10 protein-coding genes are annotated in these 13168 nt (G+C 74.1%); 6 read left to right on the top strand and 4 right to left on the bottom strand.

Annotated features, from left to right (window positions below; translation table 11 throughout):
- Positions 1 to 110 precede the first annotated feature (110 nt).
- Both JYK17_RS11775 and JYK17_RS11770 read left to right on the top strand, forming a co-directional pair.
- A complete protein-coding gene (locus JYK17_RS11775; protein ID WP_128801624.1) occupies positions 111 to 1238 on the top strand; it encodes an aminopeptidase P family protein in 1128 nt (375 codons plus the stop codon).
- A gap of 49 nt (positions 1239 to 1287) precedes the next feature.
- On the top strand, positions 1288 to 2226 hold the full coding sequence (locus tag JYK17_RS11770; protein ID WP_222810319.1) for an aminoglycoside phosphotransferase family protein: 939 nt from the start codon (positions 1288 to 1290) through the stop codon (positions 2224 to 2226).
- Positions 2227 to 2327: 101 nt separating this feature from the next.
- Here the strand turns inward: JYK17_RS11770 and treZ are convergent, their stop codons facing one another.
- Positions 2328 to 4073 carry a malto-oligosyltrehalose trehalohydrolase gene (gene treZ / locus JYK17_RS11765; protein WP_222810318.1) on the bottom strand — a complete coding sequence of 582 codons (1746 nt, stop codon included), beginning with the start codon at positions 4071 to 4073 and terminating at the stop codon, positions 2328 to 2330.
- A 175-nt stretch (positions 4074 to 4248) separates the two neighbouring features.
- On the opposite strand from treZ, the gene JYK17_RS11760 reads away from it, so the two are divergent.
- The 3 genes from JYK17_RS11760 to JYK17_RS11750 all read left to right on the top strand — a co-directional run bounded on the left by JYK17_RS11760 (position 4249) and on the right by JYK17_RS11750 (position 6729).
- The gene (locus JYK17_RS11760; RefSeq protein WP_222810317.1) at positions 4249 to 4800 is read left to right on the top strand and encodes an FHA domain-containing protein; all 552 of its coding nucleotides are present in this window, start codon (positions 4249 to 4251) and stop codon (positions 4798 to 4800) included.
- Between the two features lie 148 nt (positions 4801 to 4948).
- Entirely contained in the window at positions 4949 to 6313 is a 1365-nt protein-coding gene (locus JYK17_RS11755; RefSeq protein ID WP_222810339.1) for a M14 family zinc carboxypeptidase, read from the top strand.
- Positions 6310 to 6729, top strand: coding sequence for an SSI family serine proteinase inhibitor (locus JYK17_RS11750; protein ID WP_108006798.1), 420 nt, complete (start codon positions 6310 to 6312; stop codon positions 6727 to 6729). Before JYK17_RS11755 ends, JYK17_RS11750 begins: the two co-directional genes overlap by 4 nt.
- A gap of 48 nt (positions 6730 to 6777) precedes the next feature.
- Here the strand turns inward: JYK17_RS11750 and JYK17_RS11745 are convergent, their stop codons facing one another.
- A complete protein-coding gene (locus tag JYK17_RS11745) occupies positions 6778 to 8028 on the bottom strand; it encodes a M14 family zinc carboxypeptidase (protein ID WP_108006796.1) in 1251 nt (416 codons plus the stop codon).
- Positions 8029 to 8182: 154 nt separating this feature from the next.
- Positions 8183 to 9619: a dihydrolipoyl dehydrogenase gene (gene lpdA / locus JYK17_RS11740; protein ID WP_222810316.1), complete on the bottom strand. Its 1437-nt coding sequence runs from the start codon at positions 9617 to 9619 to the stop codon at positions 8183 to 8185.
- Positions 9620 to 9742: 123 nt separating this feature from the next.
- Here lpdA and JYK17_RS11735 point away from each other — a divergent pair, with 123 nt between their 5' ends.
- Positions 9743 to 10651 carry a LysR family transcriptional regulator gene (locus tag JYK17_RS11735; RefSeq protein WP_108006792.1) on the top strand — a complete coding sequence of 303 codons (909 nt, stop codon included), beginning with the start codon at positions 9743 to 9745 and terminating at the stop codon, positions 10649 to 10651.
- A gap of 109 nt (positions 10652 to 10760) precedes the next feature.
- On the opposite strand, the gene treY is transcribed toward JYK17_RS11735, so the two are convergent.
- Positions 10761 to 13124, bottom strand: coding sequence for a malto-oligosyltrehalose synthase (gene treY / locus JYK17_RS11730; protein WP_222810315.1), 2364 nt, complete (start codon positions 13122 to 13124; stop codon positions 10761 to 10763).
- Positions 13125 to 13168: the final 44 nt, after the last annotated feature.

Here is a 13168-nt window from a genome sequence, read left to right as displayed (position 1 = left end):
TCCGGCGCAGTGCGCGAAAGACCCGCAGACCGGTCGCGCGGCCCCCGCTGTCCGGGCAGGATGCTGCCCGTAGTCCCTTGTGGTTCCCTGATCCGTCCCTGGAGGCTCGGATGACCGGCAGCACGCGCGTGCCCTTCACCGCCGACGACTACCGGTCCCGTATGGACCGCGCCGCGCGGGCCGCCGCCGACGCCGGTCTCGACGGGCTCCTGGTGGCGCCGGGACCGGACCTCGTGTGGCTGACCGGCTACGCGCCCACCGCGGTCACCGAACGCCTCACCCTGCTGGTCCTCGCCCAGGGACGGGCCCCCGTCCTGGTCGTCCCCACGCTGGAGGCCCCCGACGCCGCGCAGGCCCCCGGCGCACCCGCCCTGAACCTGCGCGACTGGACCGACGGCAAGGACCCCTACGCCGCGACCGCCGCGCTGCTGTCCGGCGCCGGCCGCTTCGGCATCAGCGACAACGCCTGGGCGATGCATCTGCTCGGGCTGCAGCGGTCGCTGCCCGGCACCTCCTACGACTCCCTGACCGAGGTCCTGCCGATGCTGCGCGCCGTCAAGGACGCGGCGGAGCTGGAGCTGATGGCCGCCGCGGGCGCGGCCGCGGACCAGGCGTTCGAGGAGATCCGCAAGGTTCCCTTCGCGGGCCGCAGGGAGTCCGAGGTCGGCGCCGATCTCGCCGATCTGCTGCGGCAGTTCGGCCACTCCCAGGTCGACTTCACCATCGTCGCGTCCGGGCCGAACGGCGCCAATCCGCACCACGAGGTCGGCGACCGCGTCATCGAGTTCGGCGACATGGTCGTCCTCGACTTCGGCGGCCTGCGGGACGGCTACGGCTCCGACACCTCCCGCACCGTCCACGTCGGCGAGCCCACCGAGGAGGAGCGCCGGGTGCACGACCTGGTGCGCGAGGCCCAGGAGGCGGGCTTCCGGGCGGTGCGGCCCGGCGCCGCCTGCCAGGAGGTGGACCGGGCGGCACGCGCGGTGATCGCGGAGGCCGGGTACGGGGAGTACTTCATCCACCGCACCGGTCACGGCATCGGCGTCACCACGCACGAGCCGCCGTACATGATCGAGGGCGAGCGGCAGCCCCTGATGCCCGGCATGTGCTTCTCGGTGGAACCCGGCGTCTATCTGCCCGGCCGCTTCGGAGTGCGCATCGAGGACATCGTCACCGTCACCGAGGACGGCGGGCGCCGGCTGAACGACACGACCCGCGAGATGGTCATAGTGGACTGAACGACCACCAGGAGCCCCACCACACCCCCGAGCGACAACGGCGCGGACCATGACCCAGGCACCGACACCCACCGCGGACACCGTCCGCAGGCTGGTCAGTTCCCTGCTCAAGGACGGCGGGGGCGGCGCCGCGGGACCGGAGGTGCGGCCCGTCGCCGAGGGCGCCGGGCACTCCACCTGGTGGGTCGGCGGGCGCCATGTGCTGCGCCTGGCCCCGGACCGCGAGGCGGCCCTGCGGCAGCGCCGCGAGCTGCGCCTGCGTGACGTCCTGCGCCCGTATCTGCCGGTGGCCGTGCCGACCAGCGTGGCGCAGGGGGAGTGGGCGCCCGGGCTGCCGTACACGCTCGACACGAAGGTGCCGGGCGGTACGGGCGAGGACCACGACGTGTCCGCCGTCGGCGAGGCCGACCTCGCGGGGCTGCTCGGCGGGCTGCGCGAGGTGCCCGCCCGGCAGGCCGAGACGCTCGGCGTCCCGCGCGTCGCCCCGCGCTCCCTGGAGGCGCTGCGCCGGGCCGCGCAGCACGCCGCCGAGCGCCTGGGCGCGGCCGACGAGTTCGACCCCGCCCGGCTGCACCAGCTCACCGGGGCGGCGGCCGTCCAGCTCGCCGCCCAGCCCGGCACCGCGGTCCTCGTCCACCACGACCTCAGGGGCGAGCACCTGGTGGTCAGCGCCGACGGCCGGGTGCGCGGCGTCCTCGACTGGACCGACGCTGCCGTAGGCGACCCCGCCGAGGACATCGCAGGACTGGCCCAGGCCGTCGGCTCACCGGCGGCCGTCCGCGCCGCCACCCTCGCCGGCTACGGCGCCCGCCCCTGCCTCCGCGGCCTCTGGCTGGCCCGCTGCGACGCCGCCGCCCGCCTCGCCGAGGCCCTCCAGTCCCGCGACACCGACGCCCTGCCCCTGCTCAGGCTGCGCCTGCGGCGGGCATGGGAGGCGATCCTCCTGGAGCGTGTGACGGACCTCCGGGGCGGGGACGCGGACATCTGAGCCACCTCGCCGACTCCGGCACGGCGAGGCGCCCGCCCCTGTCTGCGCAGCCTGCTCCCGCGGGCTCCGGTACGGCGAGGTCCCGTACGGCCGTGGGTCCCTCAGCTCTGCAGCAGCACCACGCACGACTCCCCGGGCAGATGCAGCACCCCGTCCGCGCCCGGTGCCTCGACCGGCTCCCAGGCGGCGAGTACGCGCGCGTGGCGAGGGCCGAGGGGAATCGCGGCCGGTTCCTTGGAGAGGTTCACGGCGACCCGGACGTCCCCGCGGCGGAAGGCGAGCCAGCGTTGGTGTTCGTCGTGGGCCACCTTGGTGTCGGCGAGGTCGGGGTCGGTCAGGTCGGCCTGGGCGTGGCGCAGTGCGATCAGCGCGCGGTACCAGTCCAGCACGCGCGCGTGGGGCTCGCGGTCCGGCTCCGTCCAGTCCAGGCAGGACCGGTCGCGGGTCGCCGGGTCCTGCGGATCGGGTACGTCCTCCTCCGCCCAGCCGTGCGCCGCGAACTCCCGTCGCCTGCCCCGCCGTACGGCCTCGGCCAGCTCCGGATCGGTGTGGTCGGTGAAGAACTGCCAGGGCGTGCCGGCCGCCCACTCCTCGCCCATGAACAGCATCGGCGTGAAGGGCGCCGTCAGCGTCAGCGTCGCCGCGCAGGCCACGAGGCCCGGGGAGAGCGTCGCCGCGAGCCGGTCGCCGAGCGCCCGGTTGCCCACCTGGTCGTGCGTCTGGCTGTAGCCGAGGAGCCGGTGCGCGCCCACGCGCGTGCGGTCGAGAGGGCGTCCGTGGTGCCGGCCGCGGAAGGTCGAGTAGGTGCCGTCGTGGAAGTAGCCGCCGGTGAGCGTTCTGGCGACCGCGGCGAGGGGAGCGCGGGCGAAGTCCCCGTAATAGCCCTGGGACTCGCCGGTCAGGGCGGTGTGCAGGGCGTGGTGGAAGTCGTCGTTCCACTGCGCGTGCAGACCGAGGCCGCCCTCCTCGCGGGCGGTGATCAGCCGGGGGTCGTTCAGGTCCGACTCGGCGATCAGGAACAGCGGCCTGCCCAGCTCCGCGCCGAGGGCGTCCACGGCCGTCGACAGCTCCTCCAGGAACGTGTACGCGCGCGTGTCCGCCAGGGCGTGCACCGCGTCCAGGCGCAGCCCGTCGATGCGGTAGTCGCGCAGCCAGGCCAGTGCGCTGCCGAGCAGATAGGCGCGCACCTCGTCCGAGCCGGGAGCGTCCAGGTTGACGGCGGAGCCCCAGGGCGTGTGATGGGTGTCGGTGAAGTACGGGCCGAACGCGGGGAGGTGGTTGCCCGAGGGGCCGAGGTGGTTGTGCACCACGTCCAGGACGACGCCCAGGCCGAGTTCGTGCGCCCGGTCGACGAACCGTTTCAGCGCCTCCGGGCCGCCGTACGGCTCGTGCACCGCCCACAGCGATACGCCCTCGTAGCCCCATCCGTGCCGCCCCGGGAAGGGGCACAGCGGCATCAACTCGACGTGGGTGACACCCAGTTCGACGAGATGCCCGAGCCGCTCGGCGGCCGCGTCCAGGGTGCCCTCGCGGGTGTACGTGCCCACATGGAGCTCGTAGAGCACCGCGCCGGGCAGCGGACGCCCGGCCCACTCGGTGCGCCACGCGTACCGCCCGTGGTCGACGACCGCGCTCAACCCGTCGGGGCCGTCCGGCTGGCGGCGCGAACGGGGGTCGGGCAGCACGGGACCGTCGTCCAGCGCGAACCCGTACCGCGAGCCGTCGTGCGCCTCGGCATCCGCACGCCACCACCCCTCCCGCTGCGGATCGCGCTCCAACGCGCGCGTGGCGCCGTCGCACCGGAGCGTCACACGGCCGGCCTGTGGTGCCCACACCTCGAACTGCACGGACGGTTCCCCTTCGTCTGTTCACCGTGATGTAGCCCGTCCATGGTGCTTCAAAAGGGATCAATGCGCTTTTGATTCACCCGTTTTGCGGCTGGTGTCGCCGGGGGCACGCGCGCGTGGCGGGCGTTCTCCCGTTTTCTGGACACCCGGTGCCCGCTGACCGACAATCACGAACGTGACGTCGTCCTTCGAGTTCAACACGTACCCCGCGCGGCTGTCCGACGCGGAGCGCGACAAGGCGCTGAAGGTGCTGCGCGACGGCGTCGCCATGGGACGGCTCTCGCACGACACGTTCATCCACCGCATGGAGCTGGCGCTCGCCGCCCGCCGCCCGGACGAACTCGCCGTGCTCACCGCCGATCTCCCCCAGGAGAGCCGCCTCTCGCGCGTGGTGTTCGGCACCGTGGAGGCGGTGTCCGGCTTCACCGTACGGCTGCGCAGGGCGTGGCAGGCCGAGCGCCTGCCCAAGCTGCTGCTGCCGCACCCCGGCAACGGGCACCCGCTGCGCATTGGACGCGATCCGGCCAACGGCCTGCGTCTCACGCATGAAACGGTGTCCCGCACCCACGCCGAACTGACCCGCCAGGGCGGCGTGTGGGTGCTGCGCGACCTCGGCTCGACCAACGGCACTACGGTCAACGGGCGGCGGGTCATCGGCGCCGCCGTCGTGCGCGAGGGCGATCAGGTCGGCTTCGGGCGGATGTCGTTCCGGCTCGCCGTCGACTGAGCACCGGCTTAGCTTTGGCCTGAGCATGACACCGCGTTGACGTGCTGCGATGGCCCAAATCGGTTTCCCCTCCATGGTGTTGACGTACCCCCCAAGTCGTGACTGACTGTGCGTAGGCCATGTACATCAGGTGAACCGACGGCACCACTTGTGGAGGTGTGCCCTGCCGCCCCTCCTCCGCTACCCGACCGTCGACGAACTCGGCGCGCGGGCGGCTGCAATGGTCGCCCGCCGTCCCGCGGACGCTCGTCTGCGCCGCGTCGGCACCTCCCGCGCGGGCCATCCGATGTGGCTGCTTTCCATCGGTCACGGCAGCCGGCAGGCCCTCGTCGTCGCCGGACCGCACGCCAACGAACCCGTCGGCGGCGGCACCGTGCTGCGGCTGGCCGAACGCGCACTCGCCGACCCGCGGTTCACCGAGGGCGCCGACGCCACCTGGAACCTGCTGCTCTCCCTCGACCCCGACGGACTGCACCGCAACGAGGGCTGGCTGCAGGGCCCGTACACCCTCGGCCGGTACTTCCGGAACTTCTTCCGGCCCGGCTTCCTCGAACAGCCCGAGTGGCTGCCCGACGGCGCCGCGGGCGCCGCCCTGCCCGAGACCCGCACCCTGCTGGAGCTCCAGGACGAACTGCGGCCCTTCCTGCAGTGCTCGCTGCACGGCGTCGACGTCGGCGGCGGCTTCGTCGAGCTCACCCACGACCTGCCGGGCCTCGCGGGCCGCGTCGCGCACACCGCGGCCCGCCTCGGCATCCCGCGCGAACTCGGCCCCTACGACACGCTGTACTGGCCGAGCCTGGGCCCCGCCGTCTACCGCATCCCGCCGCCCCAGATCGGCGACCTGGCCGCGGCCATCACGGAGGCGGCCGTCGAGTCGACCTGGTTCCACCCGCACCGGTACGGCACCGTCACAGCGGTCGTCGAGGCGCCCATGTGGGGCGTGGCGGCCGTGGAGGACGGCTCACCGCCCGCCGACGCGGCAGCCGTCCTGCGCACGGTCAGCCACACGCTGCGCCGCGACACACGGCTGCTCGAGGCGCTGCTCGCACGGCTGCGCCCGCACCTGGCGGGGACCCCGGACGTGGCCCATCTGCTCGCCCCGGTGGACGACTATTTACTGGTCTGCCCCGGACTGGCCGACACGTGGGACCCCGACATCGCGGACGGGGCGCGTCCACTGCCGCCCCTCAGCAACGCCCACCTGGCCGCCCTGCGCATCGCCGGACGACGGCTGGCGCTGCGCACGGCCGGGCTGCTGCACCAGCTCGTGACGGCCGCAGGGCGCGACCCGGCCAATGTGCTGCCGGACCTCGAGCGCTTCATCGAGCAGTGGTGCGCCGACTACCGCGACACCATCGGGGCGCGCTGGATCCCCGTCGCGCGCCAGGTGGAGTACCAGTCGCGCGTGGTGCTCGCCGCGTTCGAACTCGCCGGACGGTACGCCCCGGCGTGCTCCCGTTCGGGTGAGTCCGGCTGGGGTTCGCAGGCGGCCGTGCCGATGCATCTGGAATGACGATCAGCACCAGAGCGAAAACGCTGCGAGGCGGTCTGCTCGCGGCGGCAGCCCTCCTCGTTGCGGGCGCGGCCCCGGCGCAGGCGGTCACGCACGGCTTCCCACCGAACAACTGGCTTTACCTCACCGTCGCCAAGGGCGACGCCCGCGCCGGCCACCGGCACGGCACCCTGCTGCTGTGCGACCCGCCCGCGGGACACGCACGCGCAGCCGAGGCGTGCGGCGAACTCGCCGCCGTCGACGGCGACATCACCCGCATCCCGGTGAAGGACACCTTCTGCCCGATGATCTACGCACCCGTGACCGTCCACGCGCGCGGGCAGTGGAGCGGCCGTACGGTCGACTACACCGAGAGGTTCTCCAGCGCCTGCTTCATGACCGCGCGCACCGGCTCGGTCTTCGCGCTGGACGACTGACGGCGGCCCCCCGGGCGGCCCCCTCGGACGGCCCCTCCGGCGGTCCGCTCAGGCGGCCCGGTCGCGGGCGCACCGTGCCGCCGTGACGACCGTGCGGGACTGGTGCTCGACCTGGTGCTCCAGCGGCACCCAGCGCGCCCGGAAGCGCTCGGCGAAGGCGTCGCTCCAGGTCTCCACGAGCCGCTCCAGACCCGGTGCCGTGGGGTCGCCGGTCTCCCGCAGGACCCGTAGCAGCATGGCCGCCGCCCGCAGCGGCAGGCGGCGGCCGAACGCGTCCACACTGCTGACGTACGCCATCGTGTCGTCGGCGGGCGGCGTGTGGATCCAGTCCGCGGCCAGGCCCGGCACCAGATCCAGCACCCACTGTGCGGCCCGCAGCAGCGGCCCCTCGACGCCCTCGAGGCGCGGCAGCGCGTCGGCGAGCACCCGCTCCACCTCCAGCGCGTCGCACTGCAGCCGGCGTGCCAGCCGCCCGATCTCCGCGGCCGGGGCGGGATGCGGGGCCGGATCGTCCACCAGGTCGCTCGCCCACATCGGAACCTCGACCACCGCCGTCAGCCCGCCGTAGCGGTGCGTGGCGTACCAGGTGCTGTTGCGCGCGTCGTCCGGCATGCTCGGGTACGCGGCGCCCGCGCCCACGGACGGCATCACATGCACCCCCGGCCCGGAGGCGGACCAGCCCGCGGCGTCCGAGGCGCCCGTCTCCACCGGGATGTGCAGCTGCGCCGCGGACTTGGCGAACGGCTCGGCGAGACCAGGGATGTCCTCGGTCAACTGCACCCAGCTGCCGCCCAGATCGGTGCCGTGCAGGGTCACCTGGAGGTAGGGGCGCAGCTCGTCGATGACCTCGGTGAGCGCGCGTGTCTCGGGTGGCAGCAGGTGCGGCGGCAGCACCGAGGGCGACCACTCCGGCTGCTCCTCGGCCGAGGGCCGGAAGAACCCGAGGTGGTACTCGTAGAGGCTGCGCGGCGCGGGTGTGACATGCAGGCTCGCGCCGTCGGGGTCCGCGCACAGCAGGAAGTGCCAGGACGTCTCCGCGCGCAACTCCCGCTCCGCCAGCACCCGTTCGGCGAGCGAGAGGACCGTGCAGGCGCCGGTCGGCTCATTGGCGTGGGCGCCTGCGACGACGAGCACGGCGCGCCGGGCGCGGCCCACGGACAGCAGATGCAGGGGCCTGCCGGCCCGGGAGACGCCGACTTGCCGCAGTGTGCACAGACCGGGTCTCGTACCGGCCAACGACTGTGCGCACGCAACGAGTTGCGTCACGGTGGGGTAGCGCAGCTGCCGCAGGAGACTCACCCCCGACCCGTCCGCCCGGCTTCCGCAACCGCAGTACCCCATGCCCTCCACGAAGTGTCAATAACACCGTGGGGGAGGCTCCTGGGGGCGCCCGGAAGCATTCGCTGCCGCCCGCAACGGGCCCGGCTACCGCCCGGGGCGCGAGCGGCGGCACTCACTGCTGGTGCAGCCCGCGCCCCGCCAGCGTCAGGAAGGTCTCGCCCACCGCCTCGGACAGCGTCGGGTGCGGATGGACGTGCCGGGCCACGTCCGAGGCGTACGCGTCCCAGCCGACGATCAGCTGGCTCTCCGCGATCATCTCGGAGACGTGCGGGCCCACCAGATGCACCCCGAGCACCTGCCCGCCGCCGGCCTCGGCGACGACCTTCACCATGCCGCCGCGGCCGTGCACCATGCCCTTCGCGACCGCCGTCAGCGGCATGGTGTTCACCTCCACCTCGTGCCCACGCGCGCGTGCCTCCGCCTCGCCGAGGCCCACGGCCGCGGTCTGCGGCGACGAGTACGTCACCCGGGGCACCGCCGCGTAGTCGACCGGCACGGAGTCCACGCCCGCCAGCGTCTCGGCCACCAGCAGCCCCTCCGCGAAGGACGCGTGGGCCAGGCCCGGGGACGGCGGCGGCAGCAGGTCGCCCACGACGTGGACGCCGGGCACCGACGTCTCCAGGCGGGACCAGTCGGCCGGTTCGACGAAGCCGCGCGCGTCCGTCGCCAGGCCCGCGGCCGCCAGGTCCAGGCCGTCGGTGACCGGGGCCCGCCCGACCGCCACCAGGATCCGCTCCGCCTCGACGGTACGGGTCTCGCCGCGGGCGGTGCGCACGCGTGCGCGTACGCCCGACTCCAGCACTTCGGCGTCGAGCAGCCGGGCGCCCGCCTGCACGTCGATGCCGCGCTTCTTCAGGCCGCGCGTCAGATGCCGGCTGACGTCCGTGTCCTCCAGCGGCACGATCCGGTCGGCGGCCTCGACGAGCATGACCTCCGCGCCCATGGAGCGGTGGAAGGAGGCGTACTCCACGCCGATCGCGCCGCCGCCGAGCACCAGTACGGACGCCGGCAGACCGGGCGCGAACAGGGCGTCGTCGCTCGTCACCACGCGCCGGCCGTCCGGTTCGAGCCCAGGGAGCGTGCGCGGCCGTGAGCCGGTGGCCAGGACGATCCCACGGCGTGCGGTGAGGTCCCGCAAGCCCGGCGCGACGTCACCACCGGTCCCGTCGGCGCTCTCCACCCGCACCGTGCGGGGGCCGGTCAGCCGCGCGCTGCCGTGCAGCACCCGCACGCCCGCGTGCGCGAGGTGCGCCTCCACGCCCCGGTGGTTGCGCGTCACGATGTCGTCGCGGGTGGCGACCAGCGCCGGCCAGTCGACGGCGTCCAGGCTCGCCTTCACGCCCCAGCGTTCACGCGCCTCGGCGATGCCGTCGACGAGCTCGGCGGCGTGCAGCATCGCCTTGCTCGGAATGCAGCCGCGGTGCAGACAGGTCCCGCCGATCTTGTCCCGCTCGGCGAGCACGACGTCGAGACCGAGGGCGGCGGCGCGCAGGGCGGTGCTGTAACCGCCGGTGCCGCCGCCGATGACGATGACATCCACTGTGTCCATGGCCCCACCCTCCGCCCACCTCTTGCCATGAGTCCAAGGCAATGTTCTTGTCGACCCCATGCACGATGTTTATGAAGCACTCCGGGGGCCGTGGGCGCGGACCCTGCGGACGGAGGGAGCGGCATGAGTCTGCGGCAGATGGAGTACTTCCTGGCCGTCGTCGACGAGGCGTCCTTCACGCGCGCGGCCGACGCCCTGCATGTCTCGCAACCGGCGCTCTCGCACCAGATCAAGGCGCTGGAGCGGTCGGTCGGCGGTGAGCTCCTGGAGCGTCTGCCGCGCGGCGTGCGCCTGACACCGATGGGCCGCGCCTTCCGTCCGCACGCCGAACGCGCGGTCCGCAGCGCCGTCCAGGCCCGCCGCGCGGCCCGTGCCGCGGCCGACGCCGAGGGCGGCGAACTGCACCTCGCCGCCGTCCACTCCGTCGCGGTCGGGGTGCTCCCGGACGTGTTCGCCCGCTGGCGCGCCGCCCACCCCCACGTTCTGCTGCACCTGCACGAGTACGCCACCTCGCAGGCGCTGGAGGAGGAGGTCGAACGCGGGACCGCGGACCTGGCCATCGGTCCCGCACCGGCCGACTGGCCCGGCACCGTCGTACCGGTCGGCGAGGAGGAGGCCGTCCTCGTGGTCCCCTTCGACGACCGCTTCGCGGCCCGCAGCACGGTGACCCTGCCCGAACTGGCCGACCGCCACTGGATCCGCTGCGCCATGGAACCGGTGGTCCAGGGCGAGCGCTTCCTCGACTTCGCCTGCGGCAGGGCCGGCTTCGAGCCCCGCACCGCCGTGTGGACCGAGCACACCTCGACGGCCGTACGGATGGCCGCCGCCGGAGTGGGCGTGTGCGTCGCGCCCTCGCACATCGTGCGCGGAGCGGTCGGCGAGGACTGCGCGGTCCTCTCGCACACCCCGCCCTGGCGACGCCCCATGACCGTCTTCACCCGCGTACCACCCACCGGCGCGGCACAGGCCTTCGTGGACCTTTTGCGGGAGGCCTGGCCGTCGCCGGGGACGGCGGCGGTCCTCCCGGTGTGAGGTCCACTGCTCCGCAGCGGGGTGAAAAACTGCGCCACGCGCGCGTGCTCGGGCCCCGTGACCGCCTTCACGCGCGTGCCGCCCACCGCCCCGCGCGCTTACCAGAGCCCTACTCCTCGTCGACCCTCTCCAGCAGCACCGCCGGCAGCCGTCCGAAAAGCTCCCCCACGCGTGCGTGCCCGGTGAACTCCCGTTCCGGGGACAGTACGTCCGACCAGCGTCCCGGAGGGAGCGGCAGCAGCGTGTCCCGCCAGCCGCCCGCCTCGGCCAGTCGTAGCGAGAGGCGTGTCACGGCCGTCACGACCTGGGAGGAGCGGGCGAAGGCCAGGCAGTGCGCCGCCGCCGGGCCCTCGGCGGTCAGGGGCGCGTACGTCGCCGCCTCCCCGAAGGCGCCCGGCCGTCGCGCGCGCAGCCGCAGTGCCGCCGTAGTCAGCGAGTCCTTGTCGCCCGCGGTGTCGGGCGGGAAGTGCACGGGCCGCCGGTTGTCCGGGTCGACCAGCGCCAGGTACTCGCCCTCGGTGCCCTGGTAGACGTCCGGCACGCCCGGCATGGTCAGCTGCACCAGGGCGGTACCCAGCACATTCGCCCTCACGTGCGGCTCCAGCGCCCGGCGCAGGGCGACCACCCGCTCGCCCGGCGCCCCGCACGGCCCGTCGGCGACGAACGCCGCCACCGCCTCCTCGTAGGCGGGCTCCTGCTCCGTCCAGCTCGTCCCCAGCCCCGCCTCGCGCACATGCTTCAGCAGCGCCTGCTGCACGCGCTCCTCGTCCGCCGCCCCGAGCCCGAACACCGTCTGCCAGGCCGCCCAGGCGAGCTGCGCGTCCGGCACACCAGCGCCCGCGCGCGTGGCCTCGGCCAGGACGTCCGCCCAGCGCTGCGGGCACTCCGTGAGGACCGCCAGCGCCGCCCGTACGTCGGCGCTGCGCTTGGTGTCGTGCGTCGAGACGACCGTGCCCGTCGCCGGCCAGTCGCGCTGCACGCGCGCGCAGTAGCCGTGGAAGTCCTCCGGGGACACCGCCGGGCTGCCCGGGTTGCCGCCCACCTCGTTCGCCGAGAGCAGCGGCACGTAGCGGTAGAACGCCGTGTCCTCCACGGACTTGGCGCGCAACGCCGACGCGGTCTGGGCGAACCGCGCCCGGAACTCGTCGCCGCCCCCCGCCCCGTCAGCGTCCCCGTCCCGCCCCAGGACCAGACCGCGCACCACGTCGACCGCGCCCGCCTCCTCCGCGACGGCGAAGGCGAGCCGGGCCTCGGCGGCGGCCTCCTCGGTGACCACAGCGGCCGCGTCCCCTTCGGCGTAGGGCCGGTAGACCTCCATGCGGACCAGCAGCTCCCGCAGTGCCGTGCGCAGCGCCCAGGGAGCGCGGTCGCGCAGCGCGGGGTCCGGCGATCCGGCGCACAGCCGGTCCGCCACCCGGGTCAGCCGGCGCACCTCGGTGGCCAGCTCGTGCGTGATCACCTTGTACGCCGCCCGGCGCACCGTGGCCGCCCAGTCGCCGCCCCGGTCCGCCTGCGGAGCCGCGAACCGCCGATACTGGCCGAGGAGTTCACCGAACCCCGCCGGGTCGGTGAACAGGCCGTCGATGTGTCGCAGGGCGTCGTAGCCGGTGGTGCCCGCCACGGGCCAGGAGGCCGGCAGGCTCTCCCCGTCCGCGAGGATCTTCTCCACGACCGTCCAGCGGCCCCCGGTCGCCTCGTGCAGCCGCCGCAGATAGGTGCCGGGGTCGGCGAGCCCGTCGGGGTGGTCGACGCGCAGCCCGTCGATCACGCCCTCGTGCAGCAGCTGCAGGATCTTCGCGTGCGTGGCCCGGAATACCTCCGGGTCGTCCACCCGCACCCCGATGAGCTCCGAAATGCTGAAGAAGCGCCGGTAGTTGAGCTCGGTGCGGGCCAGCCGCCACCACGCCAGGCGGTACCACTGGGCGTCCAGGAGCCGCGGCAGCGGCAGCTCCTCGGTGCCCGCGCGCAGCGGGAAGGCATGGTCGTAGTAGCGCAGTACGTCGCCGTCGACGCGCAGTTCGTCGATCACCGAGCCGAGCGGCCGGCCGAGCACCGGCAGCAGCATCCGGCCGTCCTGTGCCTCCCAGTCGATGTCGAACCAGCGCGCGTACGGCGACTTCGGGCCCTCGCGCAGCACCTCCCACAGGGCGTGGTTGTGCCGCGGCGCCATGGCCATGTGGTTCGGCACGATGTCGGCCACCAGGCCCAGACCGTGCTCACGCGCGGTACGCGCCAGCGCGCGCAGCCCCTCCTCGCCGCCCAGTTCCTCGCGCACGCGCGCGGGGTCCACCACGTCGTAACCGTGCGTGGAGCCGGGCAGGGCCTCCAGGACGGGCGACAGGTGCAGGTGCGAGACGCCGAGCGAGGCCAGGTACGGCACGGCGGCCGCGGCGGCCGCGAACGGGAAGTCGGGCTGCAGCTGCAGCCGGTAGGTGGCCGTGGGCACCACGGGTTCGGGTCGCTCAGGTGTCATGCAGACCTACGTACCCGTCCTGCCGCCCTTCGTGTCATCCCCTT

Source organism: Streptomyces plumbidurans (assembly GCF_019857225.1).
In the GTDB taxonomy this organism is placed as follows: Bacteria; Actinomycetota; Actinomycetes; order Streptomycetales; family Streptomycetaceae; genus Streptomyces; species Streptomyces plumbidurans.
This window is presented reverse-complemented; position numbering and strand designations above follow the sequence as displayed.